Source organism: Labrys sp. Lb11, from assembly GCF_057554225.1.
Genome location: NZ_BAAJOT010000004.1, coordinates 382,861 through 403,050, shown reverse-complemented (window position 1 = coordinate 403,050; position 20,190 = coordinate 382,861). Strand labels below are relative to the sequence as shown.

At 70.2% G+C, this 20,190-nt stretch carries 16 protein-coding genes and 1 pseudogene; 2 read left to right on the top strand and 15 right to left on the bottom strand.

Annotation, left to right across the window (positions count from 1 at the left end):
• Positions 1 to 19 precede the first annotated feature (19 nt).
• From AC27L4_RS16445 to AC27L4_RS16435, 3 genes are all read right to left on the bottom strand, one after another.
• On the bottom strand, positions 20 to 769 hold the full coding sequence (locus AC27L4_RS16445; protein WP_487143309.1) for a type 1 glutamine amidotransferase domain-containing protein: 750 nt from the start codon (positions 767 to 769) through the stop codon (positions 20 to 22).
• Positions 770 to 790: 21 nt separating this feature from the next.
• Positions 791 to 1,642 (bottom strand): sugar phosphate isomerase/epimerase family protein, encoded by an 852-nt coding sequence (locus tag AC27L4_RS16440; RefSeq protein ID WP_487143308.1) that lies wholly within the window; start codon positions 1,640 to 1,642, stop codon positions 791 to 793.
• 118 nt (positions 1,643 to 1,760) lie between these two features.
• Positions 1,761 to 3,137, bottom strand: a complete 1,377-nt coding sequence (locus AC27L4_RS16435) for an ABC1 kinase family protein (protein ID WP_487143307.1) — start codon at positions 3,135 to 3,137, stop codon at positions 1,761 to 1,763.
• 146 nt (positions 3,138 to 3,283) lie between these two features.
• Here AC27L4_RS16435 and AC27L4_RS16430 point away from each other — a divergent pair, with 146 nt between their 5' ends.
• Positions 3,284 to 4,609 carry an RsmB/NOP family class I SAM-dependent RNA methyltransferase gene (locus tag AC27L4_RS16430; protein ID WP_487143821.1) on the top strand — a complete coding sequence of 442 codons (1,326 nt, stop codon included), beginning with the start codon at positions 3,284 to 3,286 and terminating at the stop codon, positions 4,607 to 4,609.
• 48 nt (positions 4,610 to 4,657) lie between these two features.
• Complete coding sequence (locus AC27L4_RS16425) at positions 4,658 to 5,029, top strand: HVO_A0114 family putative DNA-binding protein (protein WP_487143306.1); 372 nt, start codon at positions 4,658 to 4,660, stop codon at positions 5,027 to 5,029.
• Between the two features lie 175 nt (positions 5,030 to 5,204).
• On the opposite strand, the pseudogene AC27L4_RS16420 reads toward AC27L4_RS16425, so the two are convergent.
• From AC27L4_RS16420 to AC27L4_RS16365, 12 genes and pseudogenes are all read right to left on the bottom strand, one after another.
• Positions 5,205 to 5,393, bottom strand: a pseudogene (locus tag AC27L4_RS16420) (alpha/beta fold hydrolase); the annotation flags it as partial.
• 32 nt (positions 5,394 to 5,425) lie between these two features.
• Positions 5,426 to 7,246, bottom strand: a complete 1,821-nt coding sequence (locus AC27L4_RS16415) for an alanine racemase (protein WP_487143305.1) — start codon at positions 7,244 to 7,246, stop codon at positions 5,426 to 5,428.
• 9 nt (positions 7,247 to 7,255) lie between these two features.
• Positions 7,256 to 8,506, bottom strand: coding sequence for a D-amino acid dehydrogenase (locus tag AC27L4_RS16410; RefSeq protein WP_487143304.1), 1,251 nt, complete (start codon positions 8,504 to 8,506; stop codon positions 7,256 to 7,258).
• The gene (locus tag AC27L4_RS16405; RefSeq protein WP_487143303.1) at positions 8,503 to 9,528 is read right to left on the bottom strand and encodes a C45 family autoproteolytic acyltransferase/hydrolase; all 1,026 of its coding nucleotides are present in this window, start codon (positions 9,526 to 9,528) and stop codon (positions 8,503 to 8,505) included. The genes AC27L4_RS16410 and AC27L4_RS16405 overlap by 4 nt, the downstream gene beginning before the upstream one ends.
• Positions 9,529 to 9,661: 133 nt before the next feature.
• Positions 9,662 to 11,116 (bottom strand): biotin carboxylase, encoded by a 1,455-nt coding sequence (locus AC27L4_RS16400; RefSeq protein ID WP_487143302.1) that lies wholly within the window; start codon positions 11,114 to 11,116, stop codon positions 9,662 to 9,664.
• Positions 11,117 to 11,196: 80 nt separating this feature from the next.
• Positions 11,197 to 12,645, bottom strand: coding sequence for an aldehyde dehydrogenase family protein (locus AC27L4_RS16395; RefSeq protein ID WP_487143301.1), 1,449 nt, complete (start codon positions 12,643 to 12,645; stop codon positions 11,197 to 11,199).
• Between the two features lie 10 nt (positions 12,646 to 12,655).
• Positions 12,656 to 14,269 carry a 5-guanidino-2-oxopentanoate decarboxylase gene (locus tag AC27L4_RS16390; protein WP_487143300.1) on the bottom strand — a complete coding sequence of 538 codons (1,614 nt, stop codon included), beginning with the start codon at positions 14,267 to 14,269 and terminating at the stop codon, positions 12,656 to 12,658.
• Positions 14,270 to 14,280: 11 nt separating this feature from the next.
• Positions 14,281 to 15,966: a flavin monoamine oxidase family protein gene (locus tag AC27L4_RS16385; protein ID WP_487143299.1), complete on the bottom strand. Its 1,686-nt coding sequence runs from the start codon at positions 15,964 to 15,966 to the stop codon at positions 14,281 to 14,283.
• Between the two features lie 67 nt (positions 15,967 to 16,033).
• Positions 16,034 to 16,987: an agmatinase gene (gene speB / locus AC27L4_RS16380; RefSeq protein ID WP_487143298.1), complete on the bottom strand. Its 954-nt coding sequence runs from the start codon at positions 16,985 to 16,987 to the stop codon at positions 16,034 to 16,036.
• Positions 16,984 to 17,790, bottom strand: coding sequence for a carbon-nitrogen hydrolase family protein (locus AC27L4_RS16375; protein ID WP_487143297.1), 807 nt, complete (start codon positions 17,788 to 17,790; stop codon positions 16,984 to 16,986). Before AC27L4_RS16375 ends, speB begins: the two co-directional genes overlap by 4 nt.
• Positions 17,791 to 17,814: 24 nt before the next feature.
• Positions 17,815 to 18,711: a universal stress protein gene (locus AC27L4_RS16370; RefSeq protein ID WP_487143296.1), complete on the bottom strand. Its 897-nt coding sequence runs from the start codon at positions 18,709 to 18,711 to the stop codon at positions 17,815 to 17,817.
• The gene (locus AC27L4_RS16365; RefSeq protein ID WP_487143295.1) at positions 18,708 to 20,171 is read right to left on the bottom strand and encodes an amino acid permease; all 1,464 of its coding nucleotides are present in this window, start codon (positions 20,169 to 20,171) and stop codon (positions 18,708 to 18,710) included. Before AC27L4_RS16365 ends, AC27L4_RS16370 begins: the two co-directional genes overlap by 4 nt.
• Positions 20,172 to 20,190 lie beyond the last annotated feature (19 nt).

Sequence of the window (20,190 nt, the reverse complement as noted above, 5' to 3'; positions counted from 1 at the left end):
CGCGTTGCGGTTCCCTCCGCTACGTCACCAACTGCTCGACCAGCGCCGCGATCATGCGCGGCAGGTCATAGGGAAAGCGCGCGGTGATCAGGTTTGCGTCGACCACGACCGGCTCGTCGAGGACGGTGGCGCCGGCATTCTCCAGGTCGATCTGGATGTTCCAGACCGCCGTCGCCTTGCGCCCCCGCAGCATCCGGGCGCTGACCAGCACCCAGGGGCCGTGGCAGATGGCGCAGACCGGCTTGCGGGCCGCGTCCATCGCCCGGACGAAGGCCTGGGCGTTCGCGTCCATGCGCAGGAAATCCGGGTTCCAGCAGCCGCCGGGCAGGATCACGGCGTCGTAGTCCTCCGGCCGTGCGGTCTCCAGGTGCCGGTCGATCTTGAGCCAGCCCGCATTCTCCATCAGGCGGATGCACAGGACGTGGGTCAGCGCCTGCTCGGGCATCTTCACCCCGTAGGAGGGCGGCAGGGGCCCTGCCTTCGGGCTGACGACGTGGACCGTGGCGCCATGCTCCGTCAGCCAGCGCTGGGCGCCGAGGATCTCGACCTCCTCGACGCCGTTGGTGCACAGGATCGCGATCGTTCGACCCTTCAGGAGCTCGGGATGCGTCGGCGGGTCGAACAGGAAATGGTTGAGCTCGCGGTTGAGCTCGCCCTCGGCCGTGGCGAGGGCGACCGTGGACAGGAGCGGTACCGCCGGCGGGCTTTCATACTCGGCGGCGCGGCGCGCGCCGGCATCCGCCGGCTGGAGACGAGCGGAGACGTTCATCCTGGTGTTCCTCCCGGTTGGTCATGGCCTTGCCTCGTCCCAGCAGCGCCGGATGGTGGCGATGCTCTCGGAGAAGAGCGTGTCGAGATCGGGGAAGAGGTCGCGCCACACCCGGGTCGCCGCGGCAAGGGCCGGGACCGAGCGGCCGAAGGCCTCCACCGTCAGCCAACTGTCGTAGTGCTTGTCGCGGATGGCCCGGATCGAGGTTGCGATCGGCGCATGGCCGCGTCCGGGAATGCCCCGGTCGTTCTCGGAGATATGGACGTGGTTCACATCGGCCGCGTGCAGGCGATAGGCCTCGACCGGGTCGCGTTCCTCGATGTTGGCGTGGAACGTGTCATAGGTGACGCCGAAATTCGGGTGGCCGACGCGGTGGCTGAGCTCGGCGGCCTGGGCCAGGGTGTTGAGCACGTAGCATTCGAAGCGGTTGAGCGGCTCGAGCGACAGCTTCACGCCCGCGGTCTGCGCATAGGCCGCCGCCTCGTGCATGGCATCGGCGAGGCACTCGATCTCGTCCACGGTCGGGCCGTCGCCGGTGAAGACCCCGAGCGGCGAGTGGAACGGCCCCATCATCACGTCCGAGCCCAGCGCCTCGGCGCAATCGATCGACCAGCGCAGGCGCTCGCGGGCCTTGTTGCGGATGCGCAGCTCGCGGCTGATCGGGTTCTCGTCCTCGGTGACGATGGCGCAGATCGTGGATTGCAGGCCGATCTCCTTCAGCCGCTGCCCGAGCTCGCGATAATGGGCGACGCTGCCCTCGAAGACCGGCACCTCGACCCCGTCATAGCCCAGGGCCTTCAGCCGTTCGAGCGCATGGCCATGCTCGTCGGTGATGAGCCCCCCGATGACGAGCAGATTGAAGCCGATCTTCACGATCGCCCTCCTTACAACTTTTCGTTGTGCGGCGGTCTTCCCGGCCACCGTTGCGGGGCTGGACGTTACCCCCGTTCCGAGCGCGTGTCAGCAGGCCGGCGGAACCGACCTCGCGATTTCATGAACGCGGCCCGGCGAGGCCCGCCTCGGCAAGCGCCTCGTGCTGGCGCGACGCCACAGCGTCGGTGGAGAAATCGCCGATGGCGTCCTCGAACAGGCGGTGGAAGTTCAGCTCGGCGCCCAGATGCAGGAAGACGCCGCCGAGGCCGATGGCGGCCCGGTCCATAAACACGAACTCGCGCGGCACCGTCACCGGCCCGTTGCGCTTGAGGGCCTGGTGCACGGCAAAGGCCTCGCGCCGGCCATACTCGCCGGGCTTGACGCCGTCGGCGATGGTGCGGACGCGGTCCTCCATCAGCGGGCCGTAGATGAAGCGGGCCCAGATGTTCAGCGTCTCGATCATCACCTTGCTGAGATCGCGGAAGCCCCAGGTCTCGTAGGCGTGCAGCACCAGCGCGTCGTCGCCGCGCTTGAGGCCATGGTAGAGGTCGACCACGCCACCGACGAAGCGGGCGGGGAAGATGCGGATGCAGCCATAGTCGAGCAGGTTGATTCCCGCCGCCGCGCCGTCCTCGCTGAACACGGTGTAGTTGCCCAGATGCGGGTCGCCATGGATGACGCCGACCCGGGCATAGGGCTTCCACCAGGCCGCGAACATCGCCCGGGCCAGCCGGTTGCGGGTCTCGAGGTCGGCAGTCCTGTAGGCGAGGATGCGCTCGCCCTCGAGCCAGTCCATGGTCAGCAGCCGCCCGGTCGACAGCTCCGGCCAGATGCGCGGGGCGCGGACCTCGGCGATGCCGAGCCCGGCGAAGATGTCGCGGTAGAGCGCGGCGTGCCGGGCCTCGCGCCGGTAGTCGAGCTCCTCGCGCACGCGCGCGCCGATCTCCTGGTAGATCTCGCGGGTGTCGATGGCGGGGTCGAGCCGGCGATGGATGGCGAACAGCACCTGCAGCTGGGCGAGATCCGCCTCCACCGCCGACTGCATGTCGGCGTATTGCAGCTTGCAGGCGAGCGGCGAGCCGTCCAGGGCGGCGGCGCGATGCACCTGCCCGAGGGAGGCAGCGGCGGCCGGCCGGTGCTCGAAAGAGCCGAAGCGCTCGGCCCAGGCCGGGCCGAGCTCGGCCATCATCCGGCGCTTGACGAAGGCCCAGCCCATCGGTGGCGCCTGGCTCTGCAGCTTGCCGAGCTCGGCGGCATATTCGGGCGGCAGCACGTCCGGGATGGTGGAGAGAAGCTGCGCCACCTTCATCAGCGGGCCCTTGAGCCCGCCGAGGGCCTGCGCCAGCGCCGCCGCGTTGCCCGCGCCCGACTCCGGGCCGCCGAACAGGCGCGTTCCGGCGATGCGGGCAGCGACGCCGCCGACATTGGCGCCGACCTTGGCATAGCGGACCGCACGGGCCGAGAGGCGGTTCTGTTCACGGTCTCGTTCGGTCATGCGGCGCGCCTCCACGTCCCTCACATAGGATGTCTCCGGCGCTTCACAAAGCTTTTGCCGCCACCCTGCCTGCGGGCTTGGGTTGCCGGCCCCTTCGGTCTATGGACATGCACCCTCAGACTCGGATCCCCGACCGAATGCGCGACCTGCCACCCCGACGCCCCGCCCGCCGCCCCGACGCTTCCGTCCCGGGCCTTGCCGCCCGAGCCCTGGCCATGGCGGCGATCGAGGGGGTGCTCAGCCATGGCGATGCGCTGGAGGAGGCGTTCGAGGGCAGCCGCCTGGAGCCGCGCGACCTCGCCCTCGCCCGGATGATCGCCGGCGTCGCCATGCGGCGCTACGGCAGCATCGGCCACCTCCTCGACGGCCTGATGGCCAAGGGCATGCCGCGCAAGTCGGGGCCGCTGGAGGCGATCCTGATCACGGCGGCGGCGCAGATCCTGTTCCTCGACGTGCCCGACCATGCTGCCGTCGACCTCGCCGTCCGCCTCGCCCGGGCCGACGACCGGGCGCAGGCCTTTTCCGGCCTCGCCAACGCGGTGCTGCGCAAGCTCTCGGCCGAGAAGGCGGAGCGGCTCGCGGCCCTGCCGGCCGACGCCGACACGCCGTCCTGGCTGATGGCGCGCTGGCGCACGGCCTATGGCGAAGCGGGCGCCCATGCCATCGCCGCGGCCCAGCGGGTCGAGCCGCCGCTCGACCTCAGCGTCAAGGCGGATGCGGCGGCCTGGGCCGAGCGGCTCGGCGGCCGGGTGCTGCCGACCGGCACGGTGCGCCTCGCCGGCCACGGCGCCGTCCCGGCGCTCGAAGGCTTCGCGGAGGGGGCGTGGTGGGTGCAGGACGCGGCCGCGGCGCTGCCGGCCCGGCTGCTCGGGCCGGTGGCGGGGCTGGCGGTCGCCGATCTCTGCGCCGCGCCGGGCGGCAAGACGGCGCAGCTCGCAGCGGCGGGGGCGCGTGTCACCGCCGTCGACCGTTCCGAGACGCGCCTGGACCGCCTGAAGGACAATCTCAAGCGCCTCGGCCTGACGGCGGAGGTGGTCGCCGACGACCTGCTCGCCTGGCGCGGCGGCACGTTCGACGCGGTGCTGCTCGACGCCCCGTGCAGCGCCACCGGCACCATCCGCCGCCATCCCGACGTGGCCTGGGCCAAGTCGGCCCACGACATCGCCGCCCTCGCCGACCTGCAGCGCCGCATGCTGGCCCGGGCCGCCGGCATGGTGAAGGCCGGCGGCACGCTGGTCTACTGCACCTGCTCGCTGGAGCCGGAGGAAGGCGAGGCGCAGGTCGAGGCCTTCCTCGCCCGCAACGCGGCGTTCGCACGCGTGCCGGTCGAGGCCGCCGAGATCGGCGGGCTCGCCGAGGCCGTCACGCCGGCCGGGGATCTGCGCACCCTGCCCTCGCTGCTGCCGGATCCCGAGCCGACCATGGCCGGCATGGACGGCTTCTTCGCCGCCCGCCTGCGCCGGGCGGGGTGAACAGGGAGCCTGAGGACTTTCTATCCGAAATAGAAAGCGGAGGCAGTCATGAGAACACTGACAATCATGACGAACCCGGACTGGAAATCAGCTTTGCGAGCTGCCGGACAACGGGCCGAGGTTGGCTTGGCATCAGGGGAGTATCAAGGCGAAACGCTGAGCTTCGAGACACCGGGAGCTTTCTTTTCCCACCTCACCGAACGCCGCTGGCGTCTGCTGAATGAACTCCTGGGTAGCGGTACAGTGGGCGTGCGGGAACTTGCTCGCAGATTGGGCCGGGACGTTAAACGTGTCCACAAAGACGCGGCGGCTTTGGTCGAGCTGGGCTTGATCGAGAAGGACGAGCGCGGGGCGGTACAATGCCCGTATGGAAATATCCACGTCGACATGGTGATGACCCCTGCAAAGAAGGTGGCGTGATCTCCGCCCGAGCATGGCTCCCACGGTAACGCACCTCCCGACCGCACCTCTCGTCCTCCTCCCGGGAGCCGGGCCGGGTTGTGTGACAGTCAGGCACGGGCGGCCGCAGTCCGCCGCACATCCGCCGCCGCCGTCTGACAGAACGCACGAATGACCATCCTCGTCGAGCAGCGCCTTACTGGAACATGCCCTTGAGCGTCTCGCCCTTGAGGAAGGGTTCGATGACGCCATGGAGCAGCTCGGTCTGCCCGATGACGGCGGTGTGCGAGGTCACCGGCAGCACGGCGAGGCGCGAGGCGGGAAGGGGCTTGCCCATGTCGCCCATGCCGCCGCCGCCCAGCAGGCGGAACATCTTCACCGGATGAAAATTCCCGCAGCCGGGACGCCCCGTCCGGGCTACAGGATGCGCTTGCCGAAGGCGGAGGCGATGAAATGGCCGCACTCGGCCGCCACCAGCGGATCGAGGCCGGCCGAGAGGCCGGAGACGCTTATCGACGCCATGCCGCCATGGCGCGCCACCGCCTCCATGGCCTGGTGCGTCTCGCGCACGGTGATGCCGCCGCCGCCCTCGCGCCAGCCCGGCAGGTCGGAGACCGTCGGCGAATAGGCGAGGTGGAAGCCCCGGACGCCGGCCGAGGCGATGCGGATCGCCTCGCGCATCACGTCGCGCAGGCCGGTGGCGTCGATCTCGACCATGGTGAAGACGCTGGCGCGCGAGGCCTTCAGCGCCGCCGCCTCGGCCGGATCGGCGTGGCGCAGGCCGACCAGGACCACGTTCTCGGCCGAGAGCTTCGGCGGCAGGCCGGCGAGGATGCGGGTCAGCACCGCGTCTTCGGCCGGTTCGACGCCGCCGGCGTCGGGCATCATCGCCGCGGCGCTGTCGAGCCAGATCAGGCCGACCGCATCGCGCGCCCGGGCGGCGGCCGCGACCCCGGCCAGGGCGATGCGCCGGTCGGGCCCGGCGAGCAGCACAGGACCGCGCGACAGGCCGGCGGCGAGGCCGGCCGGCTCGAGGCCGGCGCGCGGCGTCACCGTGAAGCCGATCGCCGCGAGGCGCGCCTCCACGCCCTGGGCCGCCAGCACCGGCGCCGCCTCGTCCGACGCGAACACCGACGCGGCCTGGATCGGCGGGCGCTCCTCGACGTCGCGCATGGGCAGCTTCTCCACATATTCGGAGGTCATCACCGCCAGCATGGCGCCATAGCTCATGCGGAAGCTGACGGCATCGCCGACGGCCAGCGGCGGATCGGCCTCGGTCAGGTCGAGCAGGAGATGGTCGCTCGAGGCGCCGAGCACCCGGACGCCGGCGTTGACCGGGACCAGGCCCTCGACCATCACGTCCTCGCGGCCGATATTGGCGATGCCGCGCAGGCGGTCGCCCTCGTCGACGAAGACCGGGCGCTGGCCGAAGGCGTCGATGCCGGACTTGCCGATCGGCAGCGACGGCTTGACCTTGACCTCCAGCAACTCGCCGCTGAGCTCGAAGGCGCCGCGGTCGAGCTCGGCCCAGGGCTCATCGAGGAATGTGTCGCGCCCACCCTGCAGAATCGCCTCGCCGATGCGCAGGTGGTTGATGCCGGCCGGCATGCGCCCGGCCAGCAGCAGCGGCAGGGACGAGGAATTGCCGCCGGAGACGAAGTCGAGCGGCCGGCCGGTGACGCTCTCCACCTTATAGGCGTGGGCGACGAGCTGGCCGAGATTCTCCTCGGTCGGCACGATGGCGCCGAAGCAGGTGAGGTTGGTGCCCAGCCCGGCGATGCGCACCCCGGGCAGCTCCATCACCCGCTCGACGGTGGCGACGAGATCGTTCGGCCAGATGCCCTCGCGCAGGTCGCCGAGATCGACCATCAGGACGATGTCGTGCACCCGCCCGACCCGCTCGGCAATGCGCGAGATCTCTCGGATGACCGCGAGCTCGGACTGCAGGCTGACGTCGACATTGCGCACCATCTCCTCGATGCGCGAGGCCGGCGGCGTGCGCAGCAGCAGGATGGGGCCGTCGATGCCGGCGTCGCGCAGGCGGCGGATGTTCTCGAAGCGCGATTCGGCCAGGCCCGCCACTCCGCCGCGCAGCATGGCCCGCGCCACCTGCGGCATGCCGCAGGCGCCCTTGGTGACGCCGAAGACCGAGATGCCGGAGCGGGCGCAGCGCGCCACCACCGTCCTGGCATTGCGCTCGATGCGGGCGAGATCGATGGTGACCTGCGGGTCGGACATGGCTCGCCCTCAGGATGCCCCGTAGACCAGGCCGGCCGTGTCGATCTCCGGCTTGCGGCCGGCGACGAGGTCGGCCAGGAGCTTGCCGGAGCCGCAGGCCATGGTCCAGCCGACATGGCCGTGGCCGGTGTCGAGATAGAGGTTGTCGTAGCGCGCCCGGCCGTGCACCGGCACGGAGCCCGGCATCATCGGCCTCAGCCCGGCCCAGCACTCGGCCCGGCTCTCGTCGACGGCGCCCGGGAACAGATCCTTGGCGACGCGGAAGATCATGGCGAAGTCGGACGGCTTGTGGCTGCGATCGTAGCCGGCGAATTCGGCGGTCGAGGCGACGCGCAGGCGGTCGCCGAGCCGGGAATAGGCCACCAGCCGGTCCTCGTCGACGCCGCCCATGGTCGGGCCCAGGCCGTCGGCCAGCGGGATCGTCGCCGAATAGCCCTTCACCGGATAGATCGGCAGGTCGATGCCGATCCGGCGCGCCAGCAGCGCGCTCTCCGCCCCCATGGCCAGCACCACGGCGTCGCCGGCGACCGGCCCGGCCGAGGTGCGCACCGCCCGGACCTTGCCGCCCTCGATGTCGAGCCCCTCGACGGTGACGCCGAAGCGGAAGCGCGCGCCCAGCCGCGCCTCGCACCACGCGGCCAGGCGGCGGGAGAACAGGCAGCTGTCGCCGGTCTGGTCCATCGGCGAGAAGACGCCGCCGGCCAGCTGGTCCTTGACCCCGGCCAGCCCCGGCTCCAGCGCCGCCAGCCGTTCGCGGTCGACCACCTCGATCTCGAGGCCCCGGTCGGCGATGTAGCGCATGTGCTTCACCCCGGCATCGAGGCTCTGCTGCGACCGGTAGAAATAGAGGATGCCCCGGCGCCGGTCGTCATAGGCGAGGCCGGTCTCGTCCTGCAGGGCGTTGATGCAGGCGCGCGAATAGAAGGCGAGGCGCAGCTTCTTTTCCGTGTTGGCGTCGGCCCGCGCCTGGCTGCACTGCATCAGGAAGCGCAGGGTCCAGCCGATGAAGTGCGGATCGAGGCTGAAGCGCACCTTGATGCCCATGTCGGGCCGGTAGAGCGACTTGACGAAGGTGGCGAGCGCCGCCGGCGAGGCCCAGGCGGTGGAGTCGCCGGGCGAGACCAGGCCGGCATTGCCCCAGCTGGTCTCGGACGCCGCCTGCGGCTGGCGGTCGAGGACCGTGACCTGGTGGCCGTCGCGGGCGAGGTAGTAGGCTGCGGCCGTGCCGACGACGCCCGCGCCAAGGACCGTGATCTTCATGCCGGAGCTCTCGGGATCGCGCCATGCTTCAGCGCGGGCGCCGCGCCGGCATCGCCGTCGTTGAAGCGGATCGAGCGCGCCTCTTCCGTGAAGTGCGCGCAGGACTGGCGCCAGCGCATCGTCGGCCAGACGAGGTCGACCGCCGCTTCGGCCGGCCGGTAGAACGCGGTGTAGAGCGTGCCGTAGCCGCGGCCGTAGGAGGTCTGGTAGACCGGCGGCCGCAGGAAGGCGCGCAGCAGCGCCTCGGCGTCGCCGCCCTGGCTGACGGCGCGCTGCAGCGCCTCCTCGCGCTCCACCGAGCGGGTGGTCTCGGAATGGCGCGCCCATTCGACGGCGTGCTGGTGGTTGGTGCTGATGCGCCGCTCCAGCCGCTCGGCCGGCCGGTCCGGATTGACGAAGACGGTGGCATAGTGGCCGGCCCGGTCGAGCACGGCGACCGAATAGGACATGTGCACCGGCACGCGCTCGAGGATGGCGACCGCCTCGGCCGTGGTCGCGGCGAATTCCAGGACGTAGCGCAGCACGATCGGAATGCCGAAGCCGTGTCCCGCCGCCGTGCGCCCGCCGAAGGAGAGCGAGACGGCGAGCCCGTCCTCGTTGATGCCGTCGAGCACGCCCCACAGGCAGTCGACCATGGCGACGACGCGCCGGCCGTTGAGGCGGGAGGCGAGCCAGGTGCCCTCGAGCAGGCGCGGCGAATAGTCGTAGTTGCGGATCAGCGCCGGCGACGGGCCGGGGGCGATGACCTGGCTGCAGCCGCCGACATAGACCGGCGGACACCACATCGACAGGAAACGCGCCTCCAGGTCGCCGCCCCCGGCCGCCGCGACGATCCGCTCATAGGCCGGCAGCAGCTCCGGCATATGGGCGCGCAGGGCCTTGAGGCTGGCCAGGTAGGTCGGCCGGGAGCGGATGCCCTCGCGCACGAACCAGCGGCTGTAGGCGTGCCAGTGGCGGTCGAACACGCGCCGCCACTTGGCGCCGGGCTGGTCCTCGTCGATGGCGTCGAACAGGATGTCCATCACAGCCTCACGCCTGCCTGCCCGCCCCCTCCCCAGCCGGCGGCCGGCCGCGGCCCCGGGCGGCGCTGGGCCGCGGCCGGACCGGGTCTGTCCGCGACGGGCGGGCGGAGGGCAGGAGCGCGGATCATGGCGGTCAGAGGATCTTGAACGACCCGGCCTCCGGCGATTCCTCGCGCTGGATCTCGGTCAGCGGCTTGGTGGCGTAGAGCCGCTTGATGCCCCTGATCCAGTTCAGCGCCCGCTCGTTCAGCTCGAACTCGTTGGTCATGGAGCGCCCGCGCGTGATCAGGATGCCGAGGTCGGCGCCCTCGTAGCGATAGTCGCCCGGCCCGGTGATACGCAGGAAGAAGGCCTCCTGTTCCGACTCGATCGCCTGCCGGTGATAGTCGAAGCGGTCGTAGGAGACGCTGCCGTCCGGCGCCATGTGGTAGATGCCGGTGGCGGGCGCATGGGTGACGATGTCGACGATGTCCTCGGTCGACTTGATCACCAGCTGCGACCAGCTGTCGATGAACTCCTTCTGGGCCCAGCGGTTGTTCAGCTCCTCGACGTCGATGTCGTACTCGATGCCCGAGAACTCCATCAGGTGGAACAGGAACAGCGGCGCGTCGGCATAGGCGAAGGCGGCGTGGTTGGTCATGGAGCTGGCGCCGCAGATGCGCGGGTTGAGCTCGCCGAGATAGACCTCGTCGTCGGACTCGTCGATCAGGAAGTCGAGGTCGAAATAGCCGCGATAGCCTTCCTTCATCAGCTGGTTGCCGAAGCGATAGGCCATGTCGCGCGCCTTGGCGCGGATCTTCTCGGAGAAGGCGCCGGGGAAGATCTCGTTGCCGCACCAGCCGCCCTTGTAGGGCGTCAGCTCCCTGCGGCCGACCACCTCGGTGAGCAGCGGGCCGACCAGGGTGCCGGACCTGGTGGCGCAGGCCTCCATGGTGGCGCCGCGGCACTTGATCCGCTTCATGATCTTGACCTCGTCCTCCCGGGCGAGATCCTCGGCGTGCTTGTTGTAGTCGTCCTCGCTGGCGATGAAGAAGGTGGTGTGGCCGGAATCGCCGAAGGCGGTCTGCACCACCAGGTCGCTGCCGATGCCCGCCTTGTCGGCCGCCGCCAGCAGCTCCGCGTAGGTCCGGGCGCCGGCCAGGGTGTTCGGCACCGAGGGAACGCCCGCCTTGTTGCCGATGCGCACGGTCTCCATCTTGTTGTCGCAGCGCTGGCGCAGCCGGGCCGGCGGGAACCAGATCTCGATGCCGAGATCCCTGCAGATCTCCTCGGTGGTCTCGTCGAACATCAGGAAGGTGGCGACCGCCTTGCCGCCGCGCCGGTGGATGTGGTCGATCACCTCCTTGTGCTGCAGGAGGTAGTTGTTGATGTCCTCGATCGACTCGAACTCGGCGTGCGGGATCTCCGAGGGCACGAAGACGTTGGGGTGGCGGCCGTCGAAGCAGTCGATATAGCTGATGAACTTGAAATTGCGCACCCACTCGTCGACGCCGAGCAGATTGAAGTTCGTCGCAGAAATAAAATAGATCGGCTGCTCGTTGCGGTGCATCACCACGCGCAGATCGGCCACGTTGCGGATGGTTTTCATCTTCGACCCTTTCCCCAATGGGGTGTGCTTCTTCGCGACTTTTTTGTTTGCGCTCTTCTTCGAGCCCTTCTTCTTTTTCTTCACGCCAATGTCTGCCGCCTGGTTGTGTGCTTGACTTCCAGATAGGCCGACAGGCCCCACGGACCGAGCTCGCGCCCGATGCCGCTGGCCTTGAACCCGCCCCAGGAGGTCTCGACGAAGATCGCCTGCGGCGCGTTGATCCAGACATGGCCGACTTCGAGGGCGTCGGCAACGCGGTTCGTCCGCTCCTCGTCGGCGCCGACCACGGTGCCGACGAGGCCGAAGGCGCTGTCATTGGCGAGGGCGACGGCCTCGGCCTCCGTCTCGAAGGTGCGCGCGCACAGCACCGGGCCGAAGATCTCCTCGCGCCAGAGCGGGTCGGAGGTCTCGACGTCGGCGAAGACCGTGGGCTCGACGAACCAGCCGCGGTCGAGGCCGGCCGGGCGGCCGCCGCCGGTGAGGAGGCTGAGCCCGGCGGCGCGCCCGCCGGCGATGTAGCCCATCACCTTCTCGTACTGGGCGCGGGTGGTGAGCGGCCCGATCTGCGTCGCCGCATCGAGCGGATCGCCGGGCCTGAGGGCGCGCGCCGCGGCGACCACGCCCTCCAGCAGCTTCGGCGCGATCGAGCGTTCGACGATCAGGCGCGAGGTGGCCGAGCACATCTGGCCGGCGTTGAAGAAGATGCCGCCGACGACGCATTCGATCGCCTGGTCGAGGTCGGCGTCGGCGAAGACGATGATCGGCGACTTGCCGCCGAGCTCGAGGCTGACCGACTTGGTGCCCGGCGCGGCCGCCTGCATGACCCGGGCGCCGACCGCGTTCGAGCCGGTGAACGAGACCTTGGCCACGTCGGGATGCACGGTCATCGGCGCGCCGACACCGGCGCCCGTGCCGTTGACGATGTTGAGCACGCCCGGCGGCAGGCCGACCTCGCGGGCGATGGCGCCCATCTCCAGCTCGACCACCGGCGTCACCTCGGAGGGCTTCAGCACCACGGTGCAGCCGGCCGCCAGCGCCGGGCCGACCTTCCAGGAGGTGGTCACCAGCGGGAAGTTCCAGGGCACGATCAGGCCGGCGACACCGGCCGGCTCGAGCCGCAGCCGCGAGCGATAGGCCGGATCGGGCACGGCGACCGGCGTGTCCTGCCGGGCCTCGAGCGCGAGCGCCTGCCCGGCATAATAGGCGTAGGAGGCGGCCGCGTCGGCAAGGTCGATGCGCGCCTCGCCGAGCGGCTTGCCGTTGTTGGCGGAGGAGAGGCGCGCCAGTTCCTCGGCGCGGGCGCGCAGGCGCTCGGCGATGGCATTGAGATAGCGCGCCCGCTCGGCTCCCGGCAGCGCCCTCCAGGCCGGGAAGGCGGCCCGGGCGGCGGCCACCGCCCGGTCGACGTCGCGCGGGCCGCCGGCGGCGACGCGGTGCATCACCGTCTCGGTGCAGGGATTGTAGGCTTCGATCCAGCCGGGCTCTGCCGGCTGGCGCCATTCTCCGTCGATGAACAGGTCCTGGAGCATCGCGAGTCGCCTAGCGTCCGAGGGCTTCGGCCAGGGCGGAGCCCGCCTGGATTTCGATCACGGTCGGCACGCTTCGCGCCGTCGAGGCCGCCAGCGCCTCGCGCAGCGCCGCCAGCGTCTCGGGCCGCGTGCCGACGCAGCCGAGCGCACCGGCAAAGCCGACGAAGTCCGGCGTCAGGATGTCGACGCCGATCTGCGGAATGTCGCGGTCGGCCATGAAGGCCTTGATTTCGCCGTAGCTGCGGTTGTTCCAGACGATGACGGCGGCGGCGATGCCGGCCTCGGCGGCGCTGGCGAGTTCGGGCGAGGAGAATTGCAGGCCGCCGTCGCCGATCAGGCAGACGGCCGGGCGGTGCGGCGCGCCGAGCTTGGCGCCGAAGGCCGCGGGCAGACCGTAGCCGAGGGTGCCGTAGCCGGTGCTCGAATTGAAGTAGGAGCGCGGCTGCGGCGCCTCGTAGAACTGGTTGGCGGCATAGACCGGCTCGGTCTGGTCGCCGGCGACGATGGCGTCGGGCAGCACCTCGCCGACGATCTCCATGAGGCGGCGATGGGTGGCACAGGCCGGCCAGAGCCCGGCCGCGACCCGCTCGCGCACGGCCTTGGCCCGGGCGGCGCCCTCGCCAGGCGTCCGCGCCGCGGCCGGCAGGGCGGCCAGCAGCGCCGCCGCCGCGAGCCTGGCATCGGCGGCGATGGCGAGCGTGCATGGCAGGTTGGTGACGAGTTGGGCCGGATCGATGTCGACCCGGATCAGCGCGCCGCCGAACACCAGCGGCCGCGGCTCGGGATACATCTCCGTCTCGCCGAACTCGGTGCCGATCGCCAGCACCGCGTCGCTGGCGGCCAGCTCTTCCAGGAGCGGCGCCATGCTCAGATTGCCGGCGAGCGCCAGGGGATGGCCGGGCCGGAGGATGCCCTTGCCGTTGATGGTGGCGAACACCGGCGCGTCGAGCCGCTCGGCGATCGCCGCGATCTCGGCCGCCGCGTCGGCGGCGCCGCCGCCGGCGACGATCAGCGGGCGACGGGCCTGTGCCAGCAGCCCGGCGGCGCGGGCGACGGCCTCGGGCGCCGGCGCCGGCTTCGACGGCAGGGCCCAGGCCGTGGCCGGCATGTCGCCGACATCGGCGACGATGACGTCGAGCGGGATCTCGATATGCACCGGCCGCGGCCGGGCCGAGGCGAAGACCGCGAAGGCCCTGGCCATCACCTCGGGGAGCTGGGCCGGATCGAGCAGGGTGTGGCTGAAGGCGCTGACGCCGGCGGTGAGGTTGCGCTGCGAGGGCAATTCATGCAGGCGGCCCTGGGCCATGCCCAGCTGGTCGCGGGCGTTCACCGCCGAGATCACCAGCATCGGCACCGAATCGGCATAGGCCTGGCCCATGGCGGTGGCGATGTTGGTCATGCCCGGACCGGTGACGATGAAGCACACGCCCGGCTTGCCGCTCACCCGTGCATAGCCGTCGGCCATGAAGCCGGCGCCCTGTTCGTGGCGCGGCGTGACATGGCGGATGCGCGTGGCCGGCAGGCCGCGATAGAGCTCCACCGTGTGCACGCCGGGAATGCCGAAGATCAGCTCGACGCCGTAGGCTTCGAGCAACCGGACCAGATATTCGCCGCAGGTCGTCATCGTCTTGTCCATCAGCCGCCGGGCAGGGTGATCGGGCCGAGATCGGCCCAGACGTCGCCCGGTCCGGGATTGTCCGGGGCGCTCCTGCCGCCGAAATGGTTGAGCACGCCCCAGACCGCGTTGAGCGCCGTGGTGACGGCGCCCTCGGCCCAGCCCGCGGTCCAGGAGATGCTGTCGCCGGCCAGGAAGATGCCCTTCTGCGCCTCCGGCAGGTCGTCCTGGACGAAATGGCCGTAGAGGCGGCGCTGGTAGCGGTAATGGCCGGGCAGGTTGGCCTTGAACGCGCCCATGAAATGCTTGTCGTGCTCCCACGACACGGTGATCGGCTCGGCGATGATGTGGCTCTCGATGTCGAGGCCGGGATAGATCTTCTCGAGGCTCTCGATCATCAGGCGGACGCGCTCCTCGACGGGCAGCGTGATCCACTTCATCGCGTCGTCGTTCCAGGTGTAGGACAGGCAGATCGCCGCCGGCCTGTCGTCGCCGTGGTCGAGCAGGTAGGTGCCGCGGGTCTTGCGGTCGGACAGGGTCATGCTCATGACGTCCTGGCCGGTGGCCGGGTCGACGTCCTTCCAGAACGGCCGGTCGACGATGATGAAGGTCTTGGAGGCCTGCATGTAATGCGTGCGCTCCATCGCCATCCACAGCTGCGGGCTGAACAGGCTCTCGTCGCAGTCGATCAGGGTGGAGAGCAGCCAGCTCTGGCAGGTCACCACCGCCGCGCCGAAGGAGCGGACATTGCCCCAGCGGTCGCCGATCTCGATGCGCCCGTCCCCGCCCCGGCGGATGCGCGTCACGGCCGGACGCGGGATGCCGCCGTGCAGGGTGGCGAGCGAGGTGCCCTGCGGCCAATGCGCCATGCCGTCCGGCGCCAGGCGCCACAGCCGGTTCGGCACCTGCTCGACGCCGCCCACCACCGTGCGGTGATGCGAATCGGCGTCGGCATAGACCACGCGCAGGATCTCCAGCATGGAGTTCGGGAAGTCCGTGTCCCAGCCGCCGGTGCCGAAACCGACCTGGCCGAAGATCTCCAGGTGCCGGAAGGAGCGCGAGGAGAAGGCGTGCGACTTGGCCAGGAAGGCGTAGAAGCTGATGTCGTCGAGGAGCGGCACCAGCCGGTCCCAGATGCGCTTGACCGCCCCGGCGTCGCGGGCGCGCATGGCCTGCTGCATGGCCGAGAAGCTGGCGCCCGCCTCGATCGCCTCGTCCCAGGCCCTGGCGACGTCGTGGAAGACCTCCGGCAGGTCCTGCAGCTTGCGGGCGAAGTGCTTCTCGCCCGCCAGCTCGATCACGGTCGAAGGCGTCACCGGGGCGAGCGGGTTGGGGAAGGGCACGGTCTCGACCCCGGCGAGGTCGAGATAGTGGTAGAAGGTGGTGCCGGAAGGCGGGAAGCGCATGCCGCCGAGCTCCACCACCATGCCGTCGACGCCCTTGACCGGCTCGGACCGCAGCCGCCCGCCGATGCGGTCGGCCTCGTAGACCACCGGCTTGAGGCCGAGCTTCATCAGCTCGAACGCCGTCACCACGCCGGAGATGCCGGCGCCGACGATGGCGACCTCCTCGCCGTGCCGGTACGCCGGGATCGCGCCGAGCCCGGCGGGATGGCGGGCATAGTCGTCGAAGGCGAAGGGAAAGTCCGGGCCGAACATGGTGATCGGCTGGGCGGCAGGGGAGGATGGCGGGGAGGCGGCGGTCATTCTTGTCATCCTTGGGGCCGCCGTGCCGGAACGGGCGGGGCGCCCGCTCCGGCAGGCGGCGGTCGCGTCAGCGCCGCTGCACGCCCGGCAGCACGCAGAGCATTTCATAGAGGAGATAGGCGCCGGTCAGCGCGGTGTTGCCGGACGGGTCGTAGGGCGGCGACACCTCGACCAGGTCGCAGCCGACAAGGTTCAGGCCCCAGCAGCCACGGATGATCTCCAGCGCCTGGATGGTGGTGAGGCCGCCGATCTCCGGCGTGCCGGTGCCGGGCGCGAAGCCCGGGTCGAGGCTGTCGATGTCGTAGCTGAGATAGACCGGGCCGTCGCCCATCTGGGCACGGACCTCGGCCATCAGCGGCGTCAGCGACTTGTGCCAGCACTCCTCCGCCTGGACGACGCGGAAGCCCTGCTGGCGCGGCCAGTCGAAGTCGTCGGCGGCATAGCCGGTGCCGCGCAGGCCGATCTGGATGCAGCGCTTGGTGTCGAGCACGCCGGCCTCGACGGCGCGGCGGAACGGCGTGCCGTGGGCGATCGGCTCGCCGAACATGTGCTCGTTGATGTCGGCATGGGCGTCGACATGGATCAGGCCGACCGGCCCGTGCTTGGCGGCCATGGCGCGCAGGATCGGATAGGCGATGGTGTGGTCGCCGCCGAGCGTCAGCGGGATGCAGCCGCCCTGGATGATCTCCCGATAGGCATCGGTGATGATGTCCATGCACTTGGGCAGGTTGAACGTGTCGATGGCGACGTCGCCGATGTCGGCCACCATCAGGCTGTCGAACGGGGCGGCGCGGGTCGCCATGTTGTAGGGCCGCACGAAGCAGGACTCGGCCCGGATCTGCCGCGGTCCGTAGCGGGTGCCCGGCCGGTTCGACGTGCCGATGTCCATCGGGATGCCGACGAAGCAGGCATCCAGCCCCGCCGAGCTCGGGGCGGAGGGCAGGCGCATGAAGGTCGGCACGCCGCCGAAGCGCGGCATCTGGTTGCCGCCGAGCGGCTGGTTGAAGGTCTTTTCGGTCATGACGGATCCCGTATCGACAGCGGGCCGTAGAGCTCCGGCCGCCGGTCGTTCAGATGGGTGTTGGCGAGACGCGAACGGTTGAGACCGTCCACATCGATGTCGGCCAGGATCAGCTCTTCGTTCCGGCCGGCACGCGCGACATCGGCCCCGTCGGGACCGACGACGCAGCTCAGGCCACAATAGACGAATTCGGCCTCGGTGCCGCAACGGTCGACATAGGCCAGGTAGACCTGGTTCTCGTAGGCGCGCGCCGGCACCAGGATGCGCGCCACCACGTCGTAGGGCTGCATCAGCGCCGTCGGCACGATGACGAGGTCGGCGCCCCGCAGCGACAGGAGCCGCACCGTCTCCGGGAACTCGACATCGTAGCAGATCAGCATGCCGATCCTGAGCCCGCCGAAGGCGACCACCACGGAGCGCTCCGTGCCCGGGCTGAAGGCCTCGCGGTCGACGCTGCCGAACAGGTGGGTCTTGCGGTAGGAGGCGAGGAGCCGGCCTTCGGCGTCGAGGAGCACGGCGGTGTTGTAGACATGCTCGCCGGCACGCTCGGGCAGGCCGAACAGGAGGCCGATGCCGAGGCTGCGGGCGATGCGGGCCGCAGCCTGCATCGACGGCCCGTCGAGCGGCTCGGCCAGCCGGTGAACATTGCCGGCGCCGATGCAATAGCCGGTGAGGAACAGCTCCGGCGCGACGAGCAGGCCGGCGCCGTCCGCCTTGGCCCGGGCGGCCATCGCTTCCAGCCGGGCGAGATTGCCGGCCGGGGAATCGGGTTGCTCGGGCCCCTGGTAACAGGCAATGCGCATCGCGGACACCCGTGGCGAGAGGGATTACAGGCTGCCTTCGGCTTCGCCGTGGCGCGGCATCACCAGGCAGGGCACCGGCGAGTTCTGGACGATCTTGCCGGAGTTCGAGCCAAGGAAGACGCGCAACAGCGGCCCGAGCGAGCTCGACCCGACGACGAGCAGCTCGGCATTGGCCCATAGCAGGGAACCGAACGCGGCCTTCCAGGTGCTGCCGTCGCCGATCTCGCCGGTGACCGGAACGGGCGAATCCCAGGCCGACATCACCGCGTCCTGCGCCTCGGTCGCCTGGCGGCGGAGCTGGTTGGAGACCATGTTCTCCGCATTGTATCCGGCGCCGGTCGGATACATCTGCTTGTCGCGCACCACCAGCGTGGCGAGCCGCAGCGGCACGCCGAAGACGTCGGCGAGCTCGGCGGACCGCCGGGCCAGCGTCGCGGTGCCGGAGGCGCCGGAGAAGGCGCAGGTGATCCGCTTCACCCGGGTGCGCGAATCGGCCGAATAGCCCCTCGGCGCCAGCGCCAGCGGCAGGTTGGACATGCGCAGGATGTCGGAGGTGACGCTGCCTTCGCCGAAGCGGCCGGCCGGGGCGACGCGGGCGGAGCCGAGGACGATGCCGTCGGCGCCGACGTCGGAGGCCGTCTGCAGCAGGCCGTCGCGGGCCGAGTGGGCGGAGCGCGAGACGAATTCGGCTGATATGTCGGCGGCCAGGCTGGCCTTGGCCTTGTCCAGCGCCTTGCGGGCATGCTGGTTCAGGAATTCGCCGTATTCGGCATCGACCCGGGCCATCGAGGGATGGCCCCAGGTCTCGGGGATGACGGTGCAGACCACCAGGCTGCCGCCGGTGGAGCGGGCCAGCACGGAGCCGAGAGCCAGCGCTTCCCGTCCGCCCTGATCGGGTGAGAAACCGACGACGTATTTCATCGCGCCGCCTCGCTCAGCTTCTCCAGCCGGGAATGGCGCATCGCATAGGTGAAGTACCAGATGGCGGCGAGGACCAGCCAGATGCCGGTCAGGGCGAAGACGATGCTGGTGAGGTTGGAGATGAGATAGATGCAGGCCACGATCGAGAGGATCGGCAGCACCGGGTAGAGCGGCACCCGGAAGCCGCGCGGCATGTCGGGATGGGTCCGGCGCAGGATCATCACGCCGGCGGAGACGACGGTGAAGGCCACCAGCGTGCCCATGGAGGTCAGGTCCCACAGGATGTCGTTGGGGATGAAGGCGGCGATGGTGGCGACGAAGATGGCGACGACGACGGTGTTGACCACCGGCGTCATGGTGCGCGGATTGACGTCGTGGAACACCGGCGGGATCATGCCGTCGCGCGACATGGCGAACAGGATGCGCGTCTGGCCGTAGAGCACGACCAGCGTCACGCTGAACACCGAGATCACCGCGCCGACCGCCAGCACGCCGCCGGGAACGGTCGAGCCGGTCAGGTTCTCCAGGATGGTGGCCAGGCCCGCCTCCTGACCGGCGAACTGCTCAGCCGGCTGCACGCCGAGGGCGGTGATCGCGACCAGGACGTAGAGCGAGGTGACGATGATCAGGGCCATGACGATGGCCAGCGGCAGGTTGCGCTTGGGGTTTTCGACCTCCTCGCCCGCCGTCGACACCGCGTCGAGGCCGACATAGGTGAAGAAGATCGTGCCCGCCGCGGCGCTGATGCCGGCGAAGCCGAACGGGGCGAAGGGCGACAGGTTGCCGGCCTTGAAGCCGGTCACGGCGATGAGGACGAACATCGCCAGCACGCCGAGCTTGATCAGCACCATGATGGCGTTGGCCTTGGCCGATTCCTTCGAGCCGCGGATCAGCAGGAGGCAGCACAGGAACACCAGGACGGCGGCCGGCAGGTTGACATAGCCCTCGCCCCCGACATGCAGCGAATAGCCGTCGGCCACCAGCGGCGCGGCCGTCAGCGCGGCCGGCAATCCGTGTCCGAACAGGATCTCGAACAGCTTGTTGAGATAGCCGCTCCAGCCGACCGCCACCGCCGCGCCGGAGATGCCGTATTCGAGGATGAGGCAGGCGGCGACGAAGAAGGCGATGCCCTCCCCCAGCGTCGCATAAGCATAGGAGTAGGACGAGCCCGAGACCGGGATCATCGAACTCATCTCGGCGTAGCACAGCGCCGTCAGGCCGGCGACGACGCCGGCGATGATGAAGGAGACGATGACGCCGGGGCCGGCCTTCGGAACGGTCTCGGCGAGCACGAAGAAGATACCGGTGCCGATGGTGGCGCCGACGCCGAACAGGATGAGCTGGAACAGCGTGATCGAGCGGCTGAGATGGCCGTGCTCCGAATCGGCCCCCGCCGAATCGCTGACCAGCATGTCGACAGGCTTCTTGCGGGCCAGCCGCTGCCCAATGGATGGCTGCATCGCCGTGCGTTCCCCCATG

Bases quoted from the DNA above. Each gene is read 5' to 3' on its own strand.
- AC27L4_RS16445 (WP_487143309.1), bottom strand. From the start codon at position 769: ATGAACGTCTCCGCTCGTCTCCAGCCGGCGGATGCCGGCGCGCGCCGC.
- AC27L4_RS16435 (WP_487143307.1), bottom strand. From the start codon at position 3,137: ATGACCGAACGAGACCGTGAACAGAACCGCCTCTCGGCCCGTGCGGTC.
- AC27L4_RS16425 (WP_487143306.1), top strand. From the start codon at position 4,658: ATGAGAACACTGACAATCATGACGAACCCGGACTGGAAATCAGCTTTG.
- AC27L4_RS16415 (WP_487143305.1), bottom strand. From the start codon at position 7,246: ATGTCCGACCCGCAGGTCACCATCGATCTCGCCCGCATCGAGCGCAAT.
- AC27L4_RS16410 (WP_487143304.1), bottom strand. From the start codon at position 8,506: ATGAAGATCACGGTCCTTGGCGCGGGCGTCGTCGGCACGGCCGCAGCC.
- AC27L4_RS16405 (WP_487143303.1), bottom strand. From the start codon at position 9,528: ATGGACATCCTGTTCGACGCCATCGACGAGGACCAGCCCGGCGCCAAG.
- AC27L4_RS16400 (WP_487143302.1), bottom strand. From the start codon at position 11,116: ATGAAAACCATCCGCAACGTGGCCGATCTGCGCGTGGTGATGCACCGC.
- AC27L4_RS16395 (WP_487143301.1), bottom strand. From the start codon at position 12,645: ATGCTCCAGGACCTGTTCATCGACGGAGAATGGCGCCAGCCGGCAGAG.
- AC27L4_RS16390 (WP_487143300.1), bottom strand. From the start codon at position 14,269: ATGACGACCTGCGGCGAATATCTGGTCCGGTTGCTCGAAGCCTACGGC.
- AC27L4_RS16385 (WP_487143299.1), bottom strand. From the start codon at position 15,966: ATGACCGCCGCCTCCCCGCCATCCTCCCCTGCCGCCCAGCCGATCACC.
- speB (WP_487143298.1), bottom strand. From the start codon at position 16,987: ATGACCGAAAAGACCTTCAACCAGCCGCTCGGCGGCAACCAGATGCCG.
- AC27L4_RS16375 (WP_487143297.1), bottom strand. From the start codon at position 17,790: ATGCGCATTGCCTGTTACCAGGGGCCCGAGCAACCCGATTCCCCGGCC.
- AC27L4_RS16370 (WP_487143296.1), bottom strand. From the start codon at position 18,711: ATGAAATACGTCGTCGGTTTCTCACCCGATCAGGGCGGACGGGAAGCG.
- AC27L4_RS16365 (WP_487143295.1), bottom strand. From the start codon at position 20,171: ATGCAGCCATCCATTGGGCAGCGGCTGGCCCGCAAGAAGCCTGTCGAC.